Source organism: Solirubrum puertoriconensis (assembly GCF_001483135.1).
GTDB classification, from domain to species: Bacteria; Bacteroidota; Bacteroidia; order Cytophagales; family Hymenobacteraceae; genus Solirubrum; species Solirubrum puertoriconensis.
The window spans coordinates 664,955-690,806 of the sequence record NZ_LNAL01000007.1 but is presented as its reverse complement, the minus strand read 5'-3'; the positions used below and the strand labels follow the sequence as shown (position 1 = coordinate 690,806).

General features: G+C 60.5%; 20 protein-coding genes. 18 read left to right on the top strand and 2 right to left on the bottom strand.

The genetic code is table 11. The features are described from left to right. Positions 1–124 precede the first annotated feature (124 nt). The 17 genes from ASU33_RS13440 to ASU33_RS13370 all read left to right on the top strand — a co-directional run bounded on the left by ASU33_RS13440 (position 125) and on the right by ASU33_RS13370 (position 22,486). A complete protein-coding gene (locus ASU33_RS13440) occupies positions 125–991 on the top strand; it encodes a carboxypeptidase-like regulatory domain-containing protein (RefSeq protein ID WP_059071333.1) in 867 nt (288 codons plus the stop codon). A 141-nt stretch (positions 992–1,132) separates the two neighbouring features. Continuing rightward, entirely contained in the window at positions 1,133–1,987 is an 855-nt protein-coding gene (locus tag ASU33_RS13435; protein WP_078063114.1) for a carboxypeptidase-like regulatory domain-containing protein, read from the top strand. Between the two features lie 128 nt (positions 1,988–2,115). Continuing rightward, positions 2,116–2,991, top strand: coding sequence for a carboxypeptidase-like regulatory domain-containing protein (locus tag ASU33_RS13430; RefSeq protein WP_059071331.1), 876 nt, complete (start codon positions 2,116–2,118; stop codon positions 2,989–2,991). 262 nt (positions 2,992–3,253) lie between these two features. Further along, a complete protein-coding gene (locus ASU33_RS13425) occupies positions 3,254–6,718 on the top strand; it encodes a methylmalonyl-CoA mutase family protein (protein WP_059071330.1) in 3,465 nt (1,154 codons plus the stop codon). 73 nt (positions 6,719–6,791) lie between these two features. Beyond that, positions 6,792–7,211, top strand: a complete 420-nt coding sequence (locus ASU33_RS21295) for a hypothetical protein (RefSeq protein WP_149867208.1) — start codon at positions 6,792–6,794, stop codon at positions 7,209–7,211. A 149-nt stretch (positions 7,212–7,360) separates the two neighbouring features. Then, on the top strand, positions 7,361–8,797 hold the full coding sequence (locus ASU33_RS13420) for an APC family permease (protein WP_059071329.1): 1,437 nt from the start codon (positions 7,361–7,363) through the stop codon (positions 8,795–8,797). A gap of 138 nt (positions 8,798–8,935) precedes the next feature. Then, positions 8,936–10,768, top strand: a complete 1,833-nt coding sequence (locus tag ASU33_RS13415; protein ID WP_059071328.1) for a peptidoglycan D,D-transpeptidase FtsI family protein — start codon at positions 8,936–8,938, stop codon at positions 10,766–10,768. Between the two features lie 254 nt (positions 10,769–11,022). Beyond that, complete coding sequence (locus ASU33_RS13410) at positions 11,023–11,430, top strand: hypothetical protein (protein ID WP_059071327.1); 408 nt, start codon at positions 11,023–11,025, stop codon at positions 11,428–11,430. 74 nt (positions 11,431–11,504) lie between these two features. After that, positions 11,505–12,380 (top strand): aldo/keto reductase, encoded by an 876-nt coding sequence (locus ASU33_RS13405; RefSeq protein ID WP_059071495.1) that lies wholly within the window; start codon positions 11,505–11,507, stop codon positions 12,378–12,380. A 118-nt stretch (positions 12,381–12,498) separates the two neighbouring features. After that, positions 12,499–13,563, top strand: a complete 1,065-nt coding sequence (locus ASU33_RS13400; RefSeq protein ID WP_059071326.1) for an OmpA family protein — start codon at positions 12,499–12,501, stop codon at positions 13,561–13,563. A 251-nt stretch (positions 13,564–13,814) separates the two neighbouring features. Further along, entirely contained in the window at positions 13,815–15,518 is a 1,704-nt protein-coding gene (locus ASU33_RS13395; protein WP_059071325.1) for an OmpA family protein, read from the top strand. A 202-nt stretch (positions 15,519–15,720) separates the two neighbouring features. After that, positions 15,721–15,858, top strand: coding sequence for a hypothetical protein (locus tag ASU33_RS21490; RefSeq protein WP_160328193.1), 138 nt, complete (start codon positions 15,721–15,723; stop codon positions 15,856–15,858). A gap of 135 nt (positions 15,859–15,993) precedes the next feature. Further along, complete coding sequence (locus ASU33_RS13390) at positions 15,994–17,019, top strand: alpha/beta hydrolase (protein ID WP_286130537.1); 1,026 nt, start codon at positions 15,994–15,996, stop codon at positions 17,017–17,019. Between the two features lie 326 nt (positions 17,020–17,345). Then, positions 17,346–17,972: a BamJ family beta-barrel-assembly machinery protein gene (gene bamJ / locus ASU33_RS13385; protein ID WP_059071324.1), complete on the top strand. Its 627-nt coding sequence runs from the start codon at positions 17,346–17,348 to the stop codon at positions 17,970–17,972. A 167-nt stretch (positions 17,973–18,139) separates the two neighbouring features. After that, the gene (locus ASU33_RS13380) at positions 18,140–18,682 is read left to right on the top strand and encodes a hypothetical protein (protein ID WP_149867207.1); all 543 of its coding nucleotides are present in this window, start codon (positions 18,140–18,142) and stop codon (positions 18,680–18,682) included. Between the two features lie 104 nt (positions 18,683–18,786). Beyond that, entirely contained in the window at positions 18,787–20,757 is a 1,971-nt protein-coding gene (locus ASU33_RS13375; RefSeq protein ID WP_059071322.1) for a KUP/HAK/KT family potassium transporter, read from the top strand. Between the two features lie 154 nt (positions 20,758–20,911). Continuing rightward, positions 20,912–22,486, top strand: coding sequence for a S8 family peptidase (locus ASU33_RS13370; RefSeq protein WP_059071321.1), 1,575 nt, complete (start codon positions 20,912–20,914; stop codon positions 22,484–22,486). An 83-nt stretch (positions 22,487–22,569) separates the two neighbouring features. Here the strand turns inward: ASU33_RS13370 and ASU33_RS13365 are convergent, their stop codons facing one another. Then, on the bottom strand, positions 22,570–23,208 hold the full coding sequence (locus ASU33_RS13365) for an NAD(P)H-dependent oxidoreductase (protein ID WP_059071493.1): 639 nt from the start codon (positions 23,206–23,208) through the stop codon (positions 22,570–22,572). A gap of 77 nt (positions 23,209–23,285) precedes the next feature. After that, on the bottom strand, positions 23,286–25,091 hold the full coding sequence (locus ASU33_RS13360) for a M61 family metallopeptidase (RefSeq protein WP_078063112.1): 1,806 nt from the start codon (positions 25,089–25,091) through the stop codon (positions 23,286–23,288). Positions 25,092–25,312: 221 nt separating this feature from the next. Between ASU33_RS13360 and ASU33_RS13355 the strand changes: the two genes are divergently transcribed. Next, complete coding sequence (locus ASU33_RS13355) at positions 25,313–25,837, top strand: C40 family peptidase (protein ID WP_160328192.1); 525 nt, start codon at positions 25,313–25,315, stop codon at positions 25,835–25,837. Positions 25,838–25,852: the final 15 nt, after the last annotated feature.

Below are 25,852 nucleotides of genomic sequence, written 5' to 3'. Positions count from 1 at the left end.
TTCATAAGCCGGGAATGCAGCCCGCTGGGTAGACCGGGAAGTAGAACGCATTCGCCAAAAAAAATACTACTAGGCAACCTTCGCAGCGGCCGGCGCACTCTTGCCTGAAATATCCCCTTAGCCCATGCTCCGCAGCACACTTTTGATTTTTACGGCCCTAGGTGTTGGGTTGCCCTTGCAGGCCCAGCAGCTCAAAGGGCGGGTAGTGGTCACCCACTCGGCAAATGCAGTGGCCTTTGCTACCGTAGGCGTGAAAGGCAAACCCGTAGGCACCACCACCGACGCCGCCGGCAACTTTGTGCTCAACACGTCAGCTAGCATTACAGGCGCCGATTCGGTTATCATCTCCTGCATTGGCTACCGCTCGTGCCGCACTACCATAGCGGCTTTGGGCAGTCAGCCCCAGGCCTGGGCGTTGCAACCAGTTACCCAGCCCTTGCAGGAGGTGAAGGTGAAGCACGGGCGCGTACGCCCAGCTACCCTAGGTGGGAAAATGCAAAGCGGCACCGCGCACTGGAGCACCGCCACCCGCGACCTTGCCGCCGTAGGCGACGATGAGCGCGGCTGGGAAGTAGCCACCATCCTGCCCGTTCGGCGCAACGGCTACATCGATGGCTTCCACTTTTACCTCGAGCAAAATGAGTTTAAGCTGGTGCGCCTGCGGTTTATGCTCTACGAAGTGGCAAACGGCAAACCTACCAAGCCTCTACTGACGCAGGACATTCAGTTTACCGTTCCGAGCGAGCAAACCGGCTGGGCGAGCGTCGATTTGCGCCAGTACAACCTGCAGCTGCACAAAGGGCAAACCGTAGCGGCGGGCATTCAGTGGCTGCAGGGCGAAAAGCTGCACCCCGAGAGCAGCAAGTTTGGCGGACCCGGGGCCTTTCCGTCGGCGACGCACCGGGCCGTAGTGCGCGATAAAAGCGAGGCGGAGTGGCGCGCCTTTCCCATCAACGCCAGCATGTACCTGGCTGTGCAGGAATACGATTAGGCCCCGCTGCACAAACCCACAACAATATTTATCAACGCCAACCCAAGCGGCAGCACAGGGCAATAACTTTGTCCTAGGTCGGGAAGCCAGACGGGTGCGCACGGGGTGCACTTGGCCTGCAGGCTTCTGTTTTGCAGGCTGATGATTCGACGGCTACTCGCCACACTTTCCCTAAGTGGTTTATCGGTAATGGCCCATGGGCAGCACCAGCCCCTGGAAGGCCAAGTGCTAAATGCACGTACCGGCCAGCCCGTGCCCTTTGCCACCCTGGGCGTGCCGCGCCGCGGGCTGGGCACCGTGGCCGACGAAAACGGCCGCTACCTCCTGCGCCTGCCCGATAACTTCGCCGACACGGTGGTGGTAACGAGCATTGGATTTTCGCGCGCCCTGCTACTGCCCGCTCACCTAGCCGCCGGGCAACGCGTGGTGCGGCTCGCACCCCAGGAGCAAACCCTGGAAAACGTGGTAGTAGCCCACCGCCGCGTTAAACCGGCTACCCTAGGTAGAAAAACCGCCAAGGGCGACCTGCGCTGGGTGGCCGGCTCGAGCGGCAAGAACACCGTCGACGACGAATGGGGCTGGGAGCTTGGCGCCGTACTGCACCCCGCCAAGCCGGCCGTGCTGGAGGCGTTCCATGTGTACTTGCACGACAACAACTACGAGCTGTTGCGCTTCCGGCTGAACTTGTACGCCTACGGGCAAGGCAAGCCCGGTAAAACATTGTTGCAACAAGATGTGCAGCTGAAGGCGTGGCCTAAGCAGAAGGGTTGGCTCACGGTTGATCTGCGCTCCTATAATATAAACCTGGAAGCGCAACCTGTAGCGGCTACCATTCAGTGGCTGCAAAGCGAAACAGCCGAGCCGCAGAAGAAATATTTTTCGGTGCCGGTAAAGCGCCAGCCCAAGCAGGTGATGCTGGAGCGCGAAAACAGCGAAGCTGCCTGGACGATTCATGCCATGCAACCCAGCCTGTACTTTGAGCTGCTCACGGAATAACTGACGACGCGAAGCGGGCTAGTTTGCGGAACAAGCGCATTCGTCCCCTACATGAAGGGACAGCCTGCGTGCAACCCGTCGAGCTTGTTGCTGACTCCTTACAGCGTAACCCAATTGCTACCCTGCCTATGATTATTGCTTGGCTTAAGCACAGCAGTCTGCTTTACGCCCTGCTGTCCTGCGTGCACGTCTCGCCCCAGCAGCCCCAGCCGCACGTACTCGATGCCCGAATCGGCGAGGCGGTACCTTTTGCTTCCGTAGGAGTTAAGCTTAAGCCCGTGGGCACGGTAGCCGATGCCGAGGGCCAGTTCAGTCTCAAAGCACTTGCCGCCGCTTTGCCATCTGATACGGTAGTGGTGACGTGCGTAGGTTACGCGCCGCGCAAGCTCCTGCTGAGCCAGTTGCTGCAAGAAGCAACGGTGCACCTCACGCCGCTCACGCAGGAGCTCAGCACGGTAACCATTCGCGCGACTGGCTGGAAGCGCCGACGCGTAGGTCACGACGGTTCGTTCAGCCTTACGCACTACAACTTTCACCTCAACAACGATACCGAGCCGGCCCGCAAGCTGGGCCGCGAAGTGGGTGCGGTACTACGCATTCGGCCGCAGAGCGAGATTGAAGACGTACACTTTTACATCGGGCAAAATACCTTCAGGGGCGTGCGCCTGCGCCTGAACGTGCGGGCCTTGGATACCAACGAAAACCCCACCACTTCCTTGCTCACGCAGGATGTGCACTACGTGTTACCCGACGACGCCAAAGGCTGGCAGCACCTCGACCTGCGCCCCTACCACATTGCCACCGGCAACCACAACCGGGTAGCCGTGACGCTGGAATGGCTGGAAGGCATGCCCGACCCGCAACGCTCCTGGCAAACCCTGCTGATGCCCGCTCCCCTAGGCCCCATGCACCGCATGGTGTACCGCGACAAATCGGCTGACGAATGGCACAGCCTGCGGGCTAGCCTAAGTTTGTACGTAACGGCCGCAAGCCCCACGGAGTAACTGAGGATTAACCGGTTGAAGTCAGGGTTTAGTAAGCACCTCGCAACACTGCTCCTGCGCTCTGCACCCCCAGCTTAGTAAGCGCTGCCCCTAAACTTTATCTGCTTAAGCAAGTCTGTGCCAGGGGCTGAAACCTTTCGATTATCCGTTTCGCTTACGAACCAAGAACGGTTGACTAACACTTGTAAGCCCTGGCGCCTACCCCGCCGGGGCTTTTTCGTACTTTAGCCACTCCAAAATCCCACTCGCTCAGGACTACCTTATGCAAGCTGCTCCCGTAGCTCCCTACAAACCCCAGAACCACGTTCGCATCGTAACGGCGGCGGCGCTGTTCGATGGCCACGACGCGGCCATCAACATCATGCGCCGTATTATCCAAGCCTCAGGCGCTGAAGTAATTCACCTAGGGCACAACCGCTCGGTGCAGGAAATCGTGGATTGCGCCATTCAGGAAGACGCGCAGGCCATTGCTATTACCTCGTACCAGGGCGGCCACAACGAGTTCTTCAAGTATATGCACGACCTGCTCAAGGAGCGGGGCGCCGGCCATATCAAAATCTTCGGCGGCGGCGGCGGGGTAATTCTGCCTTCGGAAATCGAAGAGTTGCACGGCTACGGCATTACGCGCATCTACTCGCCCGACGACGGCCGCGCCATGGGCCTGCAGGGCATGATCAACGACCTGCTCGAAAAGGCCGACTTCCCGACGGGCAAAAACCTGAACGGAGAAGCCAAGCATGTAAAGGAAAAAGACGCCCTGAGCCTAGGTCGACTCATCTCGGCTGCCGAGAACTTCCCCGAAGAGTACGAGAAGGTAAAGCAGCAGTTGGTGGCCGATTTCCAGGCGGGCGAAGGCCAGGCCGAACAATCGACCCAAACCAAGAAGGCGCCTATCCTCGGCATCACCGGCACCGGCGGTGCGGGCAAGTCGTCGTTGGTGGATGAGCTGGTGCGCCGCTTCCTGCTCGACTTCCCCGACAAGACCATTGCCATCATCTCGGTTGACCCTTCGAAGCGCAAAACCGGCGGTGCCCTCCTTGGCGACCGTATCCGGATGAACGCCATCAACAACCCGCGCGTGTACATGCGCAGCCTTGCTACCCGCCAGAGCAACCTGGCCCTGAGCAAGTATGTGCAGGATGCCGTGGATGTGGTGCGCGCCGCCGACTTCGACCTGATCATTCTGGAAACCTCGGGCATTGGCCAGTCCGACACCGAAATCATCGAGCACTCCGATGCCAGTCTCTACGTGATGACGCCCGAGTACGGCGCCGCCACGCAGCTGGAGAAAATCGACATGCTCGACTTCGCCGACGTCATCGCGCTGAACAAGTTCGACAAGCGCGGCGCCCAGGACGCCCTGCGCGACGTGCGCAAGCAGTACCAGCGCAACCACCAGCTCTGGGACAAGCCCCTCGACGAGCTGCCCGTGTACGGCACCATTGCCTCGCAGTTCAACGACCCGGGCATGAACCGCCTGTACCGCGCGGTGCTGGCTACCATCGAGCAGAAAACCGGGGCCACGTTCAGCTCGCAGCTCGAAACTTCGGAGGCTGCCAGCGAGAAGGTGTATATCATTCCGCCCCACCGCACGCGTTACCTCTCCGAAATCACCGAAACGATTCGTCAGTATGACCAGTGGGTCGATAAACAAGCCGAAACCGCTCAGCAACTCTACGGAATCCAGCGAAGCATCGAAGCCGTTCGAAGCCTCGGCGGCGGAGGAGCAACCGCTAACGGAGCCGGGGGGAGCAGCAGCCACGGACCCCAACCAGCCGAACTCGCAACCGGCCTGGAGAAAGCCTTCGAGGAAATCAAGCTCCGGCTGGACGGGCAAAACTGGCGACTCCTGGAGACCTGGCCGCAAAAAGTAGCCGCTTACAAAGCCCCGAAGTTCATCTTTAAGGTGCGCGACAAGGAAATTCGCATCAAGACGCACTCCGAAACCCTCTCGCACCTGCAAGTGCCCAAGGTGGCCACCCCGCGCTACGAAGCCTGGGGCGACCTGCTGAAGTGGATGCTGCAGGAAAACGTGCCCGGCGAGTTCCCCTACACCGCCGGCGTGTTCCCCTTCAAGCGCGAGGGCGAAGACCCCACGCGCATGTTTGCCGGCGAAGGTGGCCCCGAGCGCACCAACCGCCGCTTCCACTACGTGTCGGCTGGCCTGCCCGCCAAGCGCCTGAGCACGGCGTTTGACTCGGTGACGCTCTACGGCGAAGACCCTGACCTGCGCCCCGATATCTACGGCAAGATCGGCAACTCGGGCGTAAGCATCTGCTGCCTCGACGACGCCAAGAAGCTGTACTCCGGCTTCAACCTGGCCGACCCGGTTACCTCGGTGTCGATGACCATCAACGGCCCCGCGGCTACGCTGGCTGCTTTCTTCATGAACGCGGCCATCGACCAGCAGTGCGAGCTGTACATTAAGCAGAATGGCTTGGAGGCTGAGGTCGACGCCAAAATCAACCAGATCTACGAGGGCCTAGGTCAGGAGCGCCCGCGCTACCAAGGGCAGCTGCCCGAGGGCAACGACGGCCTGGGTCTGATGCTGCTCGGCGTAACCGGCGACCAGGTGCTGCCCGCCGAGGTGTACCAGGAAATCAAAGCCCGCACGCTCTTGCAGGTGCGCGGCACCGTGCAGGCCGACATTCTGAAGGAAGACCAGGCCCAGAACACCTGCATCTTCTCGACGGAATTCTCGCTGCGCCTGATGGGCGACGTACAGCAGTACTTCATCACGAACAAGGTGCGGAACTTCTACTCCGTATCGATTTCGGGCTACCACATTGCCGAGGCCGGCGCCAACCCCATTACGCAACTGGCCCTTACGCTCTCGAACGGCTTCACCTTCGTGGAGTACTACGTGAGCCGCGGCATGGACGTGAACGACTTCGCTCCCAACCTGTCGTTCTTCTTCTCGAACGGCATGGACCCCGAGTACTCGGTGATGGGCCGCGTGGCACGCCGCATCTGGGCCAAGGCCATGAAGCTGAAATACAGCGCCAACAGCCGCTCGCAGATGTTGAAATACCACATCCAGACCTCGGGCCGCTCCTTGCACGCGCAAGAAATCGACTTCAACGATATCCGCACCACGCTGCAGGCGCTCTACGCCATTTACGACAACTGCAACTCGCTGCATACCAACGCCTACGACGAGGCCATTACCACGCCTACCGAAGAATCGGTGCGCCGGGCCATGGCCATTCAGCTCATCATCAACCGCGAACTGGGCTTGGCCAAGAACGAGAACCCGCTGCAGGGCTCGTTCATCATCGAGGAACTGACCGACCTGGTGGAAGAAGCCGTAATGGCCGAGTTCGACCGCATTACGGAGCGCGGCGGCGTGTTGGGTGCCATGGAAACCATGTACCAGCGCGGCAAAATCCAGGAGGAAAGCCTTTACTACGAGATGCAGAAGCACACCGGCGAACTGCCCATCATCGGCGTGAACACCTTCCTCTCGTCGAAAGGCTCGCCCACGGTGCAGCCGGCCGAGGTTATCCGCGCCACCGAGGAGGAAAAGCAGTACCAGATTTCGATGCTGCAGAACCTGCACGCCCGCAACCGCGATACGGCCGACAACGCCCTGAAGCGCCTGCAGCAAAAGGCCGTGCAGAATGAAAACCTCTTCGAGGAGCTGATGGAAACGGTGAAGTCCTGCTCGCTGGGGCAGATTACCAATGCCCTGTTTGAGGTAGGCGGCCAGTACCGGCGTAATATGTAAGTTGGAGCCAGTTTGGCTAAATGGAAACGGGTGCTGCCTCTCTCAAGGCAGCACCCGTTTTTTATGCAATTCTATGGACCTAGAAGAATCTTCAACACCTATAGATTCATTCTCTGAGGAGGAGCTACGCGAAATGTGGAGGGTTCGATGGAAGCATTCGATTGAAGAATTAACTTCTATCGAACATCAATCCAAAACTTGGCTAGATGCAGCGAAGCCTAGCGTACACTACACCTACGTAGAGTTTATGTGCTGCTATTTCAATGACTTGCTTTGTGGCTTGACTTACAGTCAGCTTGTGGAGAATGGATATGTAAGTGAGCAGGAAAAAGCTGCGCTTCTTGACTGGCATAATGCTGTTGATGGTTACAGTTCTCCGGGAAATGATGATTATGATGATGCAGCAATTCTAAATGACCCTGAGTGGATTCGGATTGTAGCTTTAGGAGCAGAGGCGCACAAAGAACTTCACCTGCTTTGGAATGAAAAATAACGCTCCCGTCTGGTGCAGGTTTAGCGCAGGGTAAGTTGAGGGTAAGTTGTGCCAGCCATGATGAGGGAGTGATTGGTGTTCGGTGGTTTGAAAATGTCAGGCTACTGCCCCGCGCAACTCAACAGCAGCAAAACCGGTACGCTGGGAACATGAACGTTCCAGAAAAGCCAGCCGGTGCCGCACCCGCAACCCTAATCCGTGCCTTTGGCGCCGCGAGCGGCACTATGCTGGTGGCGGGCATCGTGATTGGTTCCGGCGTATTCAAGAAAATCGTACCGCTGGCGCAGAGCGGCTTGAGCGAGGAGTGGATACTGGCAGCCTGGGTAGCGGCGGGGCTGGTTACCATCTGCGGAGCCCTGAATCTGTCGGGAATGGCGTCGCTCACCGAGGAGTCGGGCGGGGTGTACGAGTACCTGCGGTTGTCGTTCGGCAACTTTGCTTCTTTTCTGTTCGGCTGGACGGATTACGCCATTATCGGCTCGGCCTCGGTAGCGGCGCTGGCCTTCATTTTTGCCCAATCGGTAAACTCCCTGCTGCCATTGCCAAACCCGGCCGAGGCCTGGGCGCAGCTGTCGGTGGCGGGCTGGATTTACCCCTTCGCCGATTCGGGCATTAAGCTGCTGGCCATTGGCACCACGGCGGCGCTTACCTGGGTAAACTACCGGGGCGTAAGCGGCAGCGGGCGGCTCAGCATTGTGTTTACGGCGGCCAAAATCGGGGGCATACTCCTGCTGATTCTGGCGGGGATATTCCTGTCGGCGCCGACGCCGGATGGCGCGGCAGCGGTTGCCCCGGCGCCCGTGCACGAGGTGTCGCTGGCCAGTGCCTTTTTGGGCGCGCTACTAAGCGTGTTCTGGGCCTACGACGGTTGGGTCGACTTATCCTTCGTGACGGGCGAAATCAAAGACCCGCGCCGCAATGTACCCAGGGCTATTATTGGGGGCGTAACGGTGGCCATTATCCTGTACGTGCTGGTAAATTACGCCTACCTCCGGGCTTTGCCACTGGCCGCGCTAGCCGCCGTGGGCCCCAACGAAATTGGCGCGGCTGCGGCGGCCGAGGCGCTGCTGGGCGCGTGGGGCAAAACCGGCGTGGCGGTGCTCATCTTGATAAGCGTATTTGGTACGTTGAACGCGGTACTGCTCTCGCACGCCCGCGTGCAGTTTCGGATGGCGCAGGAAGGCTACTTTTTTCCGGCGGCCGCCGCGGTGCACCCGCGCTACCGCACGCCCCACCGGGCCTTGCTTTTCACGATGGCCTGGAGCACCGTGCTCATTGTGTCAGGAACCTTTGAGCGGCTAACCGATCTGGTCATCTTCGCCACGTTTTTGTTTTATGGCTTGCTGGCCGTGGCCGTGGTCAAGATGAAGCGCCTAGGTCGGATACCGGGCCCGGTGCCGGGGTACCCGTACGTGCAAATCTTGCTGCTGCTGTTTGCCGCTACGTTCACGCTGCACACCCTTGTAACGCAACCGGTGCAGTCGGCCATGGGGCTTGGGCTGATCATGACGGGGTTGCCGCTGTTCGTGTATTTCCGCCGGAAGGTCCGCACGCAACCAACCGAGGCCGTGCAGCAGGGCGCCTAGGTCGGGTTGCTCAACGTAGCACCCGGAGCTTGTGCGGCGAAGCGTTGTGGCTGATTCCCAACTCGGCTCGGCACCGGCCGTTCGGGCTGCCTGGGTGGGGCGGTAGCGCACAGCGGGTAATTGTTTAGCTTTACCCTCATGCGCGCAGCCTTCAACTGGTCGAAAAAACGCTTGCTAGCGGTGCTGGTGGGTTTGGCCGCCTGCTCTTCGCCCGATCAGCCCACCGACCAGCCTACCCTCAACCAAAGCCCAAGCGTACGCTACACCGCCAAGCGCGTGGTGCTGCCCGATGTGCCGCAGCGCGGCCGCATTCTCGACCGCCACGACTCCGTGCTGGTTGATACCCGCACGCAGTACTTGCTGAAGCTGCCCCGCCGTGGGCAGCTCGATACCCTGGCCCTAGGTGAGCTACTCGGCTGGGACTCGACCACGGTGCGCCGACGCATTGCCGATGCCTTGCCCTACGGCCAGGCGTCGCGCGGCTACGCCGTTCAGCTTAGCTTAACCAAAGCCGAAGCCGAACGCATACGCCGCGATAGCAGCGCCACGGTGCCGCAACTCACCTTGTGGGAGCGGCCCAGACGCACCTACACCTCCCCTGCCGCCGCTCCCGTGCTAGGCTACCTAGGGGCCGAGGCGCAAGCCTTCTACAACCAAGCCAAGCGTTACCGGCGCGGCCGTTTTTACCGCCTGCGCAATGGCGGCGTGGAGGCGTACTACAACGGCTTGCTGGCGGGGCACCGCGGCTACCTGCACCCGCTGGTAGATGCGCAGGGCAATCAACACGGCAGTTGGGCCAAGGACACCGCTTTTCAGCAAGGCCAGGATTTGCACCTGACCCTTGATGTGAAGCTGCAAACCTACGCCGAGAAGCTAATGGGCGGCCGCAAAGGCTACTTGGTAGCCCTCGACCCGCGCACCGGCGAAATCTTGGCTTACGTGTCGGGGCCGGTGTACCAAGCCAGCACCATTACCGCGCCCGACCAAGCCGGCGTGCGCACCAAACTGCTGGAGCACGAAGACATGCCCCTGCTGAACCGCCCAGCCATGCTGGCTAACCCGCCCGGCTCGGTGTTTAAACTGGTGAATGCCGCCGTGGCGCTGCAGATGCACGCCATTACGCCGGCTTCGGCTTTCCGCTGCGACCAGTCGCTGGTGAACTGCGTGCACCGCCACCCGCCCGGCAAAAGCCTCACAGCGGCTCTCAAGTACAGCTGCAACCCGTACTTCTACCGCGTGATGCAGACGCTGATCGACTGCGTGCCCGATACCCTGGCCGGCGACACTATTGCAGCTCGCCATGCCAACTTGGCCCAGTGGCGCCGCTACGCCCGCTCCTTCGGACTCGACTCGGCTCTAGGTGTCGATTTGCCGCGCGAAGCCCGGGGGCACCTGCCCACCCCGGCGTACTACGACAAAGCCCGCCGCACCCGGGGCTGGACGTACCGCTCAATTTACTCGCTTAGCATCGGGCAGGGCGAAATCAACCTCACGGGTTTGCAGATGGCCAACATGGCAGCCATTGTTGCCAACCGGGGCTGGTACTACACGCCGCATTTGGTGCGCAGCGTGGGCGGCAGTGGCCCGCTGCCGCGCTTCACTCAAAAACACCGCACCCTGATTGACAGCGTACACTTTGCCGCTCTGGTGCCCGGCATGGTGGCCGTAATGCAGCGCGGCGGCACCGCCGATGCGTCGAGCCTGTCCGACGTGGGCATTAAGGTGGCCGGCAAAACGGGTACGGTGGAAAACGACGAAGGCGACGACCACGCGGCTTTCGTGGGCTTCGCGCCAGCCGACAACCCTAAAATTGCGGTGGCGGTTTACCTCGAAAACGCGGGTTTCGGGGCCACAGCTGCGGCGCCCTGCGCCGTGCTGGTGATGGAGAAGTACCTGCGCGGCTCTATCGCGCCCAAGCGTAAGCGTTGGGAAAAACGTATCCAAAACCGGGCGCGACGCGAGGAATATTAGGCCAGTCCTTTGTCGGCTTCCTAGGTTTTCGTGGGTGGAAAAAGCAAATCAAGCCTCGTAGCACGTTTAGCCTTAAAGCAGTAGCCACCTAGGATTGCGGCACCACAGGCCCCACAGCCGCAGCCGCGCTCTGGCGCCGCAACCATTCCGGGCGGTTGCGGTTATTTCAGCCGCGAGCTTTCCTTCGGCCCCTAGGTGCTTTCTTTACATCCGTAGCACCACGGGGGCCAAAAGGCTTCTCTGAATCCAAGTTCATGAACGAAACCCTACGCCGCGGCGACGGCAGCATTTTCTTGACGCTGCAATACAACGAAACCGAAGACTGGATTCATGCGCACTGGTACGGCAGACAAACCCTGAGCACGGTAATGAACGGCGGGCTTACACACCTCGAGATGATCCGGCAACAGCCCTGCTCCAAGCTGCTGAACGACCACCGCGACCTGGTGGGCACTTTCCTGGAAGCCAACGACTGGATTCAGCAGATTTGGACGCCCCTGATCATCTCAGCAGGGCTGCGCTCAATCGGGCAAGTTGTTGCGGCCGATGTGTTTGGGCAATACTCCAACGAGGATCTGCAACACCGCATTGGCAATCAGCTCGACCTCTTTTTGTTCGATAACCTGGCCGCGGCACAGGCGTGGCTGCGTGCTCAGCGCTAAGCCCGGTACAGTGCATGCAGTAGAGGTTTCTGTTGTACCAGAAACAGATACGCATTCTAACCGCTGATGCTACCATGTCCACGACCATCACCATCGCGCAACACTCCGCTCGGCCACTCACAGTTAACCGCCTCGGCTACGGCACCATGCGCCTTCCCGGGCCCGATGTGTGGGGCGAGCCGGCCGACCGCGTCGAGGCGTTGCAAATCCTGCGCACGGCGGTCGGCAGCGGCGTCAACTTCCTCGACACGACCGATTATTACGGCGAGGATGTAACGAACCGCTTGATTCGCGAAGCGCTGTACCCCTACCCGCCGGAACTGGTAATCTGCAAAAAAGTGGGGGCCACGCGCCGGCCCGATAAAAGCTGGGTGCCGTACAACCGCCCCGAAGAGCTGCGCGCCAGCATCGAAAAAAACCTGCGCACCCTAGGTCAGGAGCAAATTCAGGTGGTGCATTACCGCGTGATGCCCAATAGCCCCATGCCGCTCGCCGAGGCCCTAGGTGCTATGTTTGACATGCAGCGCGAGGGCAAGATTCTGCACGTGGGTCTGAGCAACGTTACGCCCGAGGAACTGCAAGAGGGTCTTGGCTTGGGCGCTATTGCTACCGTCGAGAACATGTACAGCTACGCCCAGCGCACCACCCACCGCACTCCGCACTTCGAAAGCCGCGGCGGCGAGGAAGTACTCGACCTGTGCGAGCAGCACGGCATTCCGCTGATTCCGTACTTCTCGCTGCTTCATGCACTACCGAAAGAGCTGGATAAAGTGGCGGAAGTAGCGCGCAAGTACAACGCCACGCCAGCCCAAATTAACATTGCCTGGCTGCTGCACCGCTCGCCTTGGCTCCTGCCAATACCTGGCACCTCCCAACTGGCCCACCTCCGCGAAAACCTGCAGGCGGCCAACATTGCCCTCAGCCCCGACGATATGGCTTACCTAGGCTAGTTTGCGTGCTGCTGAAGCGGTGCCCCAAAAGCTTACTTAAGCCAGCGAAACAGATGGCTGCAGCCGTGGCTTGGCCAAGAGGCTTGAACCGAACCTGCTACTTGGCCTACATTAGGGCATGAAACACGGCATGTGGTTAGGCCTGCTGGGTTGGTTGCTGGCAGGCAACGTGGGCGCCCAGTCGTTGGCGGGTATTTGGCAAGGCGTTGAAACCGACCCCGAAGAGCCCGGTGCCACCTGGCCAGCGTTGCTGCGCGTGCAGGAGGGCAAGGGCAGCGGTTTGTTTGGGGTGCTGTACCAGGAGGCCACCGGCCGCCCCAACGTAACTGTAACGTTTCAGGTGCGGGCTACCCGTACTGCCAACGGCCTGGCGCTGGAGCACGTGCGCAAGCTCAACGAAACCGGCGCCACGCCTTTCAGCTACTGGTGCGACGGTACTATTGCCTTCACCTACGACGCCAAGGAGGAAAAACTAACAGGCCGCGCCGCCTACGAGCCCGTGGGCGACTGCGACAAAGGCAGCTTCACGCTGTACCGTGTGAAGCTAAAATCGGCCGCGAAGGTGACGGCGGGTACCGAAACCACCATTCGGGTATCGGGCCGCGATGTACGCTGGTACGCCGATGCCGACCTGAAGCAGTTGGTGAACTCGGGCAATGCTTACCGCACCAAGCTCAGCAAAACCACCACGTTTTACATCACGCAGGGCTATTACCGCACTCGCGAAAGCGCCGTGGTGCCCATTACCATTCAGGCAAGCGGTGCAGCGCCTGCACCCAAACCCAAGCCCGCTCCCAAACCGGCCCCGTCCGATACAGCGCGTTCAGCACCGCCGCCCGCTCCGGCCATCAGCGAAAAGCCGGTGGTATTGCCCACCGTGCTGTTTAAGCTCGGCACGCCCGAGTTGCTGGCCGAAGCCCTGCCCGCACTCGACCAGCTAGCCGCCGAGTTGAAAGCCCGCCCGGCGCTGCGGCTGCAAGTGGCCGGCCACACCGACCGTATTGGGGAGTCCGACAAAAACCAAATCTTATCGGAGCAACGCGCCGAGGCGGTAAAGGCCTACTTGGTGAAAGCCGGTATCGAGCCCGAACGCATCAGCACCATCGGCTACGGCGATACGCGCCCGCTCTATGCCTCGCCCGACGCCCGCAACCGCCGCGTTGAAGTAGCGGAGGCGAAATAACTGCGCCGAAGCAGCGCCATCATTTATCTGTTGGCAGCTGAAGAAACACGATATAACTGCATTATATCAATTAACTATTGTATATTATTTATAGATTACGTAATATTATAACTACCCGGCAGCGTTACAACGGTATGCAGCAATGCCGACCTACCTTCGTGCGTTTCGTATCAGGCTAACCTTTCGCGCCACAGCGGGTATACGTGCGTACCGGCTATTGCCCAGCTTGCTCCTTCACCAAGCCTCCACCGATGAAGCAGTTTGTACAAACGTTTAGGTTGCTTGCTCTGCCCCTCGCCTTGCTGCCTGCCTTACCGCACGCAGCCCAAGCCCAAACGCCCGACCGCAGAGCTAGCCTGGGGCTCAACATTAGCGCGCTGCAGTACCAAGGCAACTTCGGCTCCGACTATTGGAAGTTCGACCGCAGCTCCTACGCGCCCGGCCTGGCCGTAAACCTGTACCTCACGCGTGGCCTCGACCTTAACACGCAAGTGTTTTTTGGGGAGCTAACCGGCAACCGCAGCCCCCAAACCCGCTTTACCACCACCCTGGTAAATGCCAACCTAGGGCTGAAGCTAAAGCTCAACAACGGCTGGGCGCTGAAAGAAAATGCCTTCTTTCAGCCCTACCTGCTGGTGGGCTCGGGGTGGTCGTACGCGAGCCGCACGGGCCTGAACGACGGCGAGCGAATAGACGAAGACAAAGGCTATATCGATGTGATGGGCGGGGCGGGCATCAACCTGCGCCTAGGTGGCGGCGTGGGTTTGTTTGTACAGAGCACCCAGCACATGCCCATGGAGGCCAACTTCGATGGGGTGCCTGAAACCAACGTGCCGCGCTGGGCCGACCGCTTTTTGCAGCACACCGTGGGCCTGACTTTTAACCTGGGGCAAGCCTCCGATGCCGACGAGGACGGCGTACCCGACCGCCAGGACCGCTGCGCCAACACGCCGCCCGGCGTAGAAGTAGATGACAACGGTTGCCCACCCGATACCGACAACGACGGCGTGGCCGATTACCGCGACAATTGCCCCAACGAGCAAGGCACCGCGGACCTGCAAGGCTGCCCCGATAAGGACGGCGACGGCGTGGGCGACGCCGAGGATACCTGCCCCGAAGTAGCCGGCAAAGCCGAGCTGAGCGGCTGCCCCGATACCGACAACGACGGTATCCCCGATCAGGAAGACAAGTGCGCCGATACGCCGGCCGGAGCGCAGGTAGATGCCAGCGGCTGCCCTACCTCCAATGTCACCGAATCCGACTCGGATGCCGACGGGGTGCCCAACGAAACCGACCGCTGCCCCAACAGCGCCGGCCCCGCCTCGAACAACGGCTGCCCCGAGATTAAGGAAGAAACCCGCAAACGGCTGCAGGAGGCTACGCAGTTTATCGGCTTCGAGCGCAACAAGGCTACGCTGCTGCCGTCGTCGTACGCCACGCTGGATACCATTGCGCAAATCCTGAATCAGTACCCCGACTACACGCTCAGCATCACGGGCCACACCGATAGCCAAGGCCCTGCCGCCTTCAACCTGCGCCTTTCGCGCGAGCGGGCTGCCGCGGCACGCAGCTACTTAACAAGCAAAGGCATTGCCGAAGGCCGCATTCAGCAGCGCGGCTACGGCCCGCTACACCCCGTTGCCGACAACGCCTCGGAGGCCGGCCGGGTGCGCAACCGCCGCGTTGAGTTCGACTTGTTCCTGAGCGGCTCGGCCAACCCCGCCGATGCCAAGTACGGCACCGAGCCCACCACGGCACCGGCGCAGGCCAAGCCTGCCAAAGCTGCGCCAACAAAAAAGGCTGCCATCCGCAAAGCGCCCACCAAAAAAGCCCCTGCCCGCAAGCCTGCCGTACGCCGCCCCTCCGCTACAAAGGCTTCCCCACCCAGGGCCAACAATACCCGAAAGCCGGCGACCAAGGCTCCGGCCCGCAAGCCCACTCCGCGCACGCCCTAAATTGAACTGAATGCTGTTGCCTTCGGGAGCTAAGTACCGGGTCGCCTTAATGGCACTAACCCAGTACTTCGCTCCCGGAGGTTTTTTACGCCCACAGCACCTAGGACACAACTAAAGAATGATGCATGCATAACAACCAATTAACATTTATGCCGTATCTTTGCACCAATAATCTGAACATCACTTACATACAACATAGACTATGAAAAAGACCACCGCCGTTTCGACGTTGTTGCTGCTAGGTGGCCTGGGGTCCTTGGGGCTGTGGGCGGCCCGCACGCTGAAGTTCAACCTCTACATCGATTCGCTCGACGAAGACCTGAGCGACTACTGCTGCTAATCGGCAGTCATTTCCGGGTTTGCTGATACGATAAGCCGGCTCCGCAATGTGCGGGGCCGGCTTTGTTTGTGTTGGCCGGTTGCCAAAGCGTAGCTTACGGCTGCAAACTCTTCCGCCGCCTCACTCCTACTGCCTGTGCCTCTATTTCCTTCAAAGCCAACTCTGCGTTCGGCCCGCCTGAGGCGCCAATTGTTTGTTGCCCTAGGTGCGCTGGGCCTATCGTTTGCCAGCAGAGCGCAGCAGCCGGCCAGCACCCTACCCGACACCTCGTTCACGGTGCACAGCGCCCTGCAGAAAGCCCGGAAGCAGCACCCCAACATTACGGTAGCGCAACCGGCTGTTCCTGCCAACGTGCGGAACCAAACCAATTTGAGCTACTGCACCACCCCCGAGGGGCGGGCCTTACAGCTTGATGTATTTTACCCCAAAGCCAAACGCAAGCAACGGTTTCCGGCGGTGCTGCTCATACATGGCGGCGGTTGGCGCTCCGGCAACAGGTTGCAGCACGTGCCCATGGCACAGCAGCTTGCCGGGCGGGGCTACGTCGCCGTTACGGCCGAGTACCGCCTTTCCACCGAAGCTAAGTACCCGGCAGCCGTGCAGGATCTAAAGGCCGCCGTGCGCTGGATGCGGGCCAATGCCCAGCAGTACGCCATCGATACCACGCGCATTGCGGTGTGGGGCTTTTCGGCGGGTGGGCAGCTGGCATCCTTGCTGGGCACCACCAACGGCAACCCGCTCTTCGATACACCCTACTGCTACCCCAAGCACTCCAGCGCCGTGCAGGCCATTGTGGATGTCGACGGCATTCTGGCGTTTATTCACCCCGAGTCGGGCGAGGGCGACGACAGCAAGAGCACATCGGCGGCTACATATTGGTTCGGCAGCCCTAGGTCGGCGGGCACAGCGTTGTGGGAGCAGGCTTCGGCGCTTACCCACGTTAGTGCTCAAACGCCGCCGATGTTGTTCATCAACAGCAGCGTTGACCGCATGCACGCCGGCCGCGACGACCTGCGGCAGAAGCTGAGCAGCTACGGCATCTACAGCGAAATGCACCGCTTTGCCGATGCGCCGCACACTTTTCCGCTCTTCAACCCCTGGTTCGAGCCCACGCTTAAGCACACCGTCGACTTTCTCAACCGGGTGTTCAGGCCCCGCTAAACCATCTCTGTTTGCCTTGCGCAGGCATTGCCACCCGGCTTTTCAGAAAGCCCCGGCTGCACGCGGCCGCAACATCAATTTAGGAGCTGAAATCAGCCCAGCGCACAACGCGCATAAATATACCGCCACTCCACAATCGCAACGTGGCGCACTGCCTAACAGGCACATCCGATCGGCGGTGCGCAAGGGTTCGTTGGGGAAGCGCCGCCCCCAACAGCGGTTACAGGGGCGGCTTTGCCGTAGTGTGCTGACTTTTTTCTGCACCTTCGCCCCGGCAGTCGTATAACGGCTTTTGGCCCGAGTGCCCATTTACCCTAACCCATACCATGGAACTGACCTCGCTTAAGCAGCAAATCAGCTACATCATCGGCCGCGACCTGGCCCGCAACTTTGCCCAACAAGGCCTGGATCTCGACATCGACACGCTGACGCAAAGCCTGAAAGAGGCTTTGAGCGGCCAGCAGAGCCGCCTTTCGCCGCAACAAATGCAAGCGGCCATGCAGCAATTTCAGCAGCAAATGGCCGAGCAGCAGCCCCAAGACGGCGGTGGCCAGTCGGCAGAGCAGAACAAGCAGGAAGGCGCCGCTTTCCTGGCCGAAAATAAAAACAAGCAAGGTGTAAACACGCTGCCCAGTGGCCTGCAGTACGAGGTGCTGAACGAGGGCTCGGGCAAGAAGCCTTCGCTCAAGAGCTCGGTAACCACGCACTACCACGGCACCCTCATCGACGGCACTGTGTTCGACAGCAGCTACGAGCGCGGCCAACCGGCCACCTTCCCTGTGAACGGTGTAATTGCCGGCTGGACGGAAGCCCTGCAGCTGATGAGCGAGGGTTCGAAGTACCGCCTCTACATCCCGTCGGAGCTGGCCTACGGCACGCGCGGCGCCGGTTCGGATATCGGCCCGAACGCCACGCTGATTTTCGACGTGGAGCTGCTGAAAGTGAACAACTAATCCGGTAATCGGTACCTCGAGTAGTCGGTAGCCGCGCACGCAGGGGCGTACAGCCACTGGCATATTGTCCGGTTCAGGCCGGATGCTGCCTGTTGGAACGAGTTTGGACATACCAACCTGAACCTCCCAGCAGCCAGGCTACTGACTACTCCAGTACTGAGTACTTCATGGAACCCATTACCCACCCTGGCTTCGCGCCACCTCAGCTCCCGCCTCCCCGGCCGCCCATGCAAAGCCCGGACGGCCGCTGGCTCCTCACCAACGACGAGCTGACCCTGGAAGGCCACAGCTACAGCCTGCTTGAGCTGGAGCAAGTATCGGTGCAGCCGGTACGTTGGCTGCTCTGGATTATGGTGGGTGGCTTGGTGCTCGGCGGCTTTACGCTCGCCTTCCTGCAGAACTGGATCCGGACGCCCACGGCTATGCTGGGCATGGGCATTGGGGCACTGCTGCTGGCCTGGGGCCGCCGCGGCGCCATACGAATACGATTGCACCGGCTGGGCCGCGAAGAAGCCCACCACGCCCTAGGCGGTGAGCTGCAAACCTGGCAGCCCTTGGCCTCCGAAACCAACGTGCGCATTTACTTGCGCCACCAACGCGCTGCCGCCGAGGCCATGGCCCTGCTGGCGGCCGAGCAAGCTGCCGCAGCCGCCGAAGCTGCCGAGTTCGGCCCCGATGCCGACGCTAGTCCCAGTATCCCCACTTCTTAGCCAAGCTCAATTACACCGGCCGTGCGTACACGGCTGAGTGTCGCTTACTACCTTTGCCCGCCTCTTTTTCAGGGGTGCATATTTTTCCATGTTGTCGCGAGTATATGAGTGACACCAAAACCTTGACCGAGGCCCGAACCACGACCTCGCACCATGCCCACACCGCAGTATCTACGGCGGGCTTGCTTATTGCCCTCGGTATCATTTACGGCGACATCGGCACCTCCCCGCTGTACGTAATGAAGGCTGTTGTGCCGGGCCGCATCACCGCCGACCTCGTGTACGGCGGTATCTCGTGCGTGCTCTGGACGCTCACGCTGCAAACCACCGTGAAGTACGTGCTGCTCACACTCAATGCCGACAACAACGGTGAGGGTGGCATTTTTTCGCTCTACGCGTTGGTGCGCCGGCGCGGGGCCTGGCTCTCGGCCGTAGCCATTGTGGGCGGCGCCGCCCTGTTGGCCGACGGAGTTATCACGCCGCCCATTTCAGTATCATCAGCTATTGAGGGACTTGAGCGGGTGTACCCCGAAATCCAGACGGTGCCCATTGTTATTGCCATTCTGGTGATGCTGTTTCTGCTGCAAAGCTTCGGCACCCAAATCGTAGGCAAAGCTTTCGGGCCCATCATGTTCCTGTGGTTCTCGATGCTGGCAACCCTGGGCGTAGTGGGCATTGTGCAGCACCCCGAAATCCTGCGGGCCGCCAACCCCTACTATGCCTACAACCTCCTGGTGAACACCCCCGGCGGTTTCTGGCTGCTGGGGGCCGTTTTCCTGTGCACCACCGGGGCCGAGGCCTTGTACTCCGACCTAGGCCACTGCGGCAAGGGCAACATCCGCATCAGCTGGGTGTTTGTGAAAAGCTGCTTGCTGCTCAACTACTTTGGGCAGGGCGCCTGGCTGATTACGCACCAGGGCGAAATGCTTAACGGGCGCAACCCCTTCTTCGAAATGATGCCCTCGTGGTTTTTGCTGATCGGTATCGGTATTGCTACCATTGCGGCCATTATTGCCTCGCAGGCGCTCATTACGGGTTCGTTTACGCTGGTGGCTGAAGCTATCCGCCTGAACATGTGGCCCAAAGTGAAGCTGAACTACCCCACCGACGTGAAGGGCCAACTGTACGTACCCTCCATGAACCGCCTGCTGCTGCTGGGCTGCATTGCGGTGGTGCTGTATTTCCGCAAATCCGAAAACATGGAAGCGGCCTACGGCTTGGCCATCACCGTAACCATGCTCATGACCACGCTGCTGCTCGCGATGTGGCTGCGCACTAAGCGCGTGGCCATGCCGCTGGTAGTGCTGTTTTTGGTGGTGTACCTGGCCATCGAGGGTTCGTTTCTGGTTGCCAACCTCATCAAGTTTCCGCACGGCGGCTGGGTATCGGTGGCCATTAGCCTCTGCTTAATTGCGGTGATGTACGTTTGGATGCGCGCCTTTTACATCAAACGCCGCCTGACGGAGTTCGTGAAAATTGACCCGTACATGGACGCACTAAAGCAGCTCTCCGGCGACGAAACGGTGCCGAAATACGCTACCCATTTGGTGTTCATGACCTCGGCCGAGCGCCAGACGGAAATCGAATCGAAGATCATCTACTCCATCTTCCAGAAGCGCCCCAAGCGCGCCGACATCTACTGGTTTGTGCACGTGGATACCACCGACGAGCCATACACGATGGAGTATAAGGTTACGGAGTTGGCCAACGACGACGCCTACCGCATCACTTTCCGCCTCGGCTTCCGGGTCGAGCAGCGCATCAACCTGTACTTCCGCAAGGTGGTGGAAGACCTGGTTCGCAACAAGGAAGTGGACATTACCTCGCGCTACGAGTCGCTGAGCAAGCAGCACGTAACCGGCGACTTCCGCTTTGTAGTGCTGGAGAAATTCCTGTCCGTCGAGAACGAATTCCCCTTCGTCGAGAACCTCGTGATGCAGGCGTACTTCTACATCAAGCAATTCATCGCATCCGAAGACAAGTACTTCGGGCTCGATACCTCATCGGTGAAGATTGAGAAAGTACCGCTCATCATCACGCCCCCAAAAACCGTTGATCTGAAGCGCGTGTACTAAACCCACCGCTTTCTGGTTGCCTGAAAGCCGCTCCGCCTGCCGGAGCGGCTTTTTTGTTGTTCGCTTTGGGTAGCACCCTCTCACAAGCCCAACATTGCCACCACTTTATACGTTGCGCTTGATATGTTCTTCCCACTTAACCAAACACTGCCCTATGCCCAAATTTACCCCCGCAACGGCCGCGCTTCTGGCGCTGGTCGCCTGTGCCCGCACGCCCGATGCCGAGCTGGCACAACCCAACCCCGCCCTAGGTGGCGAAGCCCTCAGCACCCAACAGCTCGATGAGCAGATTTGGGAAAAGGTAAAAGCCACGAACGCGCCCTTCGACTGGAACCAGGCCGCTGAACACGTGGTGTGGAGCGCCCTGCAGCGCTCCGACCAAGTACTGAGCGTGGGTTACGCCCCCGCCGACAAATGCAGCCCCCAAGCCGCCCTACCACCTAGAGCCGTTACCGATGCCGCGTATCAGCAAGCCCGCGAGCAGGTGTTGCGGCTGATTTTGAGCAGCGAGCAGCAAGCCGACCCTACGCTCACGCTTGAGCAGCTGGTTGTATTCGGCGAAGAAACCCTGCCCGTACTGAACGTGCGAGTGCGCCAGCTGAGCACCGTGCAGCGCCTGCGCCGCTCGCCCTTGGTCCGCTACGCCGAGCCCATGGGCTACGACCCTTACCGCCCGCGCACCAGCACGGCCGCGCAGCGCAGCCTTAGCAGCAGCGGTTGCGGCTCCAACGCGGCCACGCCCAACTTGGTAGCTGGCTCCGACTACACCGTCCTCAGCAACGGCAGCAAATCGTCGTGGAACCAGGCCGATGTGTACCACGGCGTGCGCTCGGCGTGGTCGCAGAGCACAGGCAGCGGCATAAAGCTTGTTGTGATTGACACGGGTGCCTCGGATGCTCAGGAGAACCTAGGTAGCGCGTTCAACCAAGGGCTCAGCTCGGGCCGCACCATTGAGCGGCTGGTTACGCTGCCCCGCGCCAGCATCTTCGGCATACCCACCGGCCCCGTTGAAACCCCCAACGACCAATGCGGCCACGGCACCAGCATGGCCGGGGCGGCTGCCGCCCCGCGTGGCACCGATGGCGCCTCGGTGGGCATTGCCTACAACGCCAACCTGATTTCCATTCGGGCCGCGGCCGATGTGTTTCTGGACGAAAGCCGCGAGGTTAAGGGTGTGTCGGATGCCTTTACGCTGGCGGCCAACCGCCCCGATGTACGCATCATCAGCATGAGCATGGGCCGCGTTACAAGCAGCTCGCAAATGGCCGATGCCATTCGCTACGCACACTCGCGGGGCAAGCTTATCTTCTGCGCGGCCGGCACCTCCTTCGATTGGTCGGCAGGTTGGGTAGGGGTCATCTTCCCGGCCAACATGGCCGAAGCCGTGGCTGTAACAGGTATAAAAGACAACCTTACCTCGCGCTGCGACGAGTGCCACGTGGGCTCCGATGTGGAGTTTACGGTGGTAATGCAACGCAGCAGCAACAACCTCCGCCCCCTGTCGCTGGCCATGAGCGGCGACGCACCTAGCACCGTGGGCGGCTCGTCGGTTTCTACGGCCTCCATGGCCGGTATGGCTGCAGTGGTATGGAGCAAGTACCCCACCGAAACACGCGAGCAAATACAACAGCGCTTGGTGGCGGCTAGCTCCAATGCCACCAACCGAAATCCGAGTTTTGGCTACGGGCGCGTAAACCTCGCCAAAGCAGTGGGTGCGTTGGTTCAGTAACGTAAGCACTTACCATCAAACACCACGGCCCGCCCCTGCTCTTGGGGCGGGCCGTGGCTGCTTCGGGGCTTTGTTACCTAGGGCTAAAAGATACGCTTGCGCGTTTCGAGCTCCTGCAACATGCGCACAAACTCGGCATCGGCCGCGGTACGCTGCTCGGGCCCTAGGTGCTTGGCGCTGCCAATCATAAACGGCTCGTACACCTCCATTCCGCAAAAGCCGAAGGTGCCGCGCAGCAAGTGGCTCAGCGTCGATTCCAGGGTGGGTAGCGTTACGCCGTCCCACAGTTCGTTGGGCGTGCCCGAGGTCAGCGACACCAGCGCCTTTTTGCCGGCCAGCTCTTTGGTGCCACCGTAAGCAAAGCCCACGGCCAAAACGCGGTCGATCCAGCCTTTCAGGATAGCCGGTACCGAGTGCCACCATAGCGGAAACTGGAGTATCAGCAAATCGGCGCGGCGCAGCTTATCCATTTCGGCACTAATGGCCGGCTCAAAGCTTTCGGCAGCTATAGCCGCCCGCTGGGCCGCTTGCAGGTCGAAGAAATCGGCCGCGTAGGCGGGCTCCAGGTCGTCGGGGCCGGCTATGGCCGCAAAACGTTGGCGGTACAGGTCGGAAACCTCAACGGTATGGCCGGCTGCAGTCAGGGTTTCGACGGCCAAGCGGGCCAGGTGCCCGTTGTACGACGCCGGCTCGGGATGAGCCAGCACAAGTAGAACATTCATGATGAGAGAAAAGCAACCGCCGATGCGCCAATGGCGCATCGGCGGGTAGGTAAGCACTATTGCGTGGCTAGAGCAGCTTAGCTTGGGAGTTGCAGCCACTTGCGGCGCACAACCAGCTGCTCGGGCGTGGCGTTGTCGGCCATTTCGATGCGGTACTTGGCGGCGGTGCTGGCCAGCAGCGGGAACGACAGCTCGCGCACTTGCCCATCGCGGGCTACCAGCAGGCGCACGGTGCTGCCGACGGGCCGTGCAGCCATGTAGCGGTTAATGTCGTCGGTGACGCGCATGCCGTCGAGGGCCAGAATTTCGTCGCCCACGTTCAGGCCGCCCTGCCATGCGCTGCCGTCGCGCAGCACAGTTGTTACCGTTGGCCGGCCGCCGGTAGCCGAAACGCTGGCACCTAGGGCTGATTCGGGTTGGCCGGTGGTGTTTACGAGACGAAGGCCGGCGTAACCCAGGGTGCCTTCGTAATCGAGGCGCACGGTGCCGTACACCGAGCGTTTAAAGAAGTCGTCGAAGCGGCGGCCGGCTATCTTGGCTACCGCGTCCTGAAACTCCTCGTCGCGGAAGCCGCGCTTTTGCTTCACGTAGTACTCGTCGTAGAGGTAGCGCATCACGTCGTCGAGGCTTTTTTGGCCTTTGGTGGCGTTGATGATCATCAGATCGAGCACGGCCCCAATCACCTCCCCCTTATCGTAGTAGCTAATGCCCGTGTTGACGGAGTTTTCGTTGGGGCGGTAGTACTTAATCCAGGCATCGAAGCTCGACTCGGCCGCCGATTGCTCGCGGTTGCCGGGCGTGTTCTCTACGCGCGTAATGCCGGTAGCTAGCTGATCGAGGTACTGCTGCGGCTTCTGGAAGCCGGCGCGCTGCACAATTACGTTGGAGAAGTACTCGGTGCCGCCCTCGCTCAGCCACAGCATGCGCGTGTAATTCTCCTTGTCGTAGTCGAACGGACCTAGGGCAATGGGCCGAATGCGCTTCACGTTCCAGAGGTGAAAGTACTCGTGCGCCGCTAAGCCCAGCAGGCCCATATAGCCCGCCTCGGAGTTGTACGCGTTGCGCGACACCTGCAGCGTAGTAGAGTACAGGTGCTCCAAGCCCCCGCCGCCGCGTTCCAGGTTATGTACGATGAACAAGTACCGGTCGAGCGGGTTGCGGCCGACTACTTTTTGCGAGGTTTCGCAAATGCGCTTGAAGTCCTGGGTGATGCGCTGCTCGTCGTAGTTGCCGGAGCCGTACATAGCAATGCGGTGCGGCGTGCCGTTGGCCTCAAACGTCAGCTCCTTATGGTTGCCAATTTCAATGGGCGAATCGGCCAGCTCGTCGTAGTTGCTCGATTGGAACGTGAACGTCGGGCCGTTGCCGGCGGGCTTTAGGCTGGTCGATACTTTGCTCCAGCCCTGCGCGGGGCGCACCTCCAACGTGCTCGGCAGTTGCTGCTGCTGCGCTGGGTACATAAACACGCTCGAGCCGTTGAGGTAGCCGTGCGAAGCATCGATGAAGCTGGTTCGCACGCTCAGCTCGTTGGCGTACACGCGGTAGCGCACCGTGAAGTTCTTCTGGCCTTGGTGCTCGATGCGCCAGGTGTTCTTATCGATTTTGGTAACGCCTAGGTTCTTGCCACCTGCGTTGGCCGCAAAGCCCTCCACGTTTTTGGCAAACTCGCGCACTAGGTATGAGCCCGGTGCCCAAACTGGCATTTTCACATCGGTAGTGCGGCCGCCAAAGCCGTTGAGCTGCATTTCTACCTCGAAGTAGTGCGTTTGCGGCGCCGGCATCGAAAGCACGTAGCGCAGTGCCGGCGCAGCCAGCACAGGCGCGCTGCCCAATAGCACCACCACGGCGGTGGCACCTAGGCGGCGCTTGGTTGATTGAAGCATGCGTTCAGGGAAAGGTGAGTGAAGTGGGTGCGGAAAGCGAAATGAGCTACAGACAGCCCCGCATAGCCAGGGGCTGCAAAGCCGGCGTGAATATACCCTAGCTCGGCCGTGCGAAACGCATGTTGCCCTTACTCCGTTAGCAACTTCAGCCGCCGCACTTGCAACCACCCCAGGCGGTTGGCACGATTATGCGTTACGTTTGGCTGATGTTTGGTATTTGCATGACCCTACTGCTGGCCCTGTGGGCTTGGCCGCGCCTCAGCCCTACTGCGCCCGTACCCGCTTCCGGCGATTTACCCCGCGTGCGGGCCGTAGTGTACCGCGCCACTACCGGCGCCGCGCCCGTTACCCGCCCCGATAGCGTGGTGCGCTTTGCTTTGCGCCAGCTCGGCAAGCCCTACTGCTACGCCGGCACTACTCCCCAAGGCGGCTTCGATTGCTCGGGCTTCCTGACCTACGTATACAACCAGTTTGGCGTGGAGCTGCCGCATTCCTCGGCCATGCAGTACAAAATTGGCCAACCCGTAGCGCGGCAGCAGGCCCGCAAAGGCGACCTAATCATTTTTACGGGCACAGCGCAGGGCAGCTCTACTCCAGGCCACGCCGGCATTGTTATTTCGGAACCCGGTCAGCCATTACGGTTTGTGCATTCATCATCGTCGCGCCGCGACCCAGGCGTTAAGATCAGCCAGGTAGATGGCACCGACTACGAACGCCGTTTCCTAGGGGTGCGGCGGGTATTGTAGCCGGCTGTATGCATA

Bases quoted from the DNA above. Each gene is read 5' to 3' on its own strand.
- ASU33_RS13420 (WP_059071329.1), top strand. From the start codon at position 7,361: ATGAACGTTCCAGAAAAGCCAGCCGGTGCCGCACCCGCAACCCTAATC.
- ASU33_RS13400 (WP_059071326.1), top strand. From the start codon at position 12,499: ATGAAACACGGCATGTGGTTAGGCCTGCTGGGTTGGTTGCTGGCAGGC.
- ASU33_RS13370 (WP_059071321.1), top strand. From the start codon at position 20,912: ATGCCCAAATTTACCCCCGCAACGGCCGCGCTTCTGGCGCTGGTCGCC.
- ASU33_RS13415 (WP_059071328.1), top strand. From the start codon at position 8,936: ATGCGCGCAGCCTTCAACTGGTCGAAAAAACGCTTGCTAGCGGTGCTG.
- bamJ (WP_059071324.1), top strand. From the start codon at position 17,346: ATGGAACTGACCTCGCTTAAGCAGCAAATCAGCTACATCATCGGCCGC.
- ASU33_RS13405 (WP_059071495.1), top strand. From the start codon at position 11,505: ATGTCCACGACCATCACCATCGCGCAACACTCCGCTCGGCCACTCACA.
- ASU33_RS13355 (WP_160328192.1), top strand. From the start codon at position 25,313: ATGACCCTACTGCTGGCCCTGTGGGCTTGGCCGCGCCTCAGCCCTACT.
- ASU33_RS13360 (WP_078063112.1), bottom strand. From the start codon at position 25,091: ATGCTTCAATCAACCAAGCGCCGCCTAGGTGCCACCGCCGTGGTGGTG.
- ASU33_RS21490 (WP_160328193.1), top strand. From the start codon at position 15,721: ATGAAAAAGACCACCGCCGTTTCGACGTTGTTGCTGCTAGGTGGCCTG.
- ASU33_RS13395 (WP_059071325.1), top strand. From the start codon at position 13,815: ATGAAGCAGTTTGTACAAACGTTTAGGTTGCTTGCTCTGCCCCTCGCC.
- ASU33_RS13440 (WP_059071333.1), top strand. From the start codon at position 125: ATGCTCCGCAGCACACTTTTGATTTTTACGGCCCTAGGTGTTGGGTTG.
- ASU33_RS21295 (WP_149867208.1), top strand. From the start codon at position 6,792: ATGGACCTAGAAGAATCTTCAACACCTATAGATTCATTCTCTGAGGAG.
- ASU33_RS13365 (WP_059071493.1), bottom strand. From the start codon at position 23,208: ATGAATGTTCTACTTGTGCTGGCTCATCCCGAGCCGGCGTCGTACAAC.
- ASU33_RS13375 (WP_059071322.1), top strand. From the start codon at position 18,787: ATGAGTGACACCAAAACCTTGACCGAGGCCCGAACCACGACCTCGCAC.
- ASU33_RS13410 (WP_059071327.1), top strand. From the start codon at position 11,023: ATGAACGAAACCCTACGCCGCGGCGACGGCAGCATTTTCTTGACGCTG.
- ASU33_RS13380 (WP_149867207.1), top strand. From the start codon at position 18,140: ATGGAACCCATTACCCACCCTGGCTTCGCGCCACCTCAGCTCCCGCCT.
- ASU33_RS13435 (WP_078063114.1), top strand. From the start codon at position 1,133: ATGATTCGACGGCTACTCGCCACACTTTCCCTAAGTGGTTTATCGGTA.
- ASU33_RS13425 (WP_059071330.1), top strand. From the start codon at position 3,254: ATGCAAGCTGCTCCCGTAGCTCCCTACAAACCCCAGAACCACGTTCGC.
- ASU33_RS13430 (WP_059071331.1), top strand. From the start codon at position 2,116: ATGATTATTGCTTGGCTTAAGCACAGCAGTCTGCTTTACGCCCTGCTG.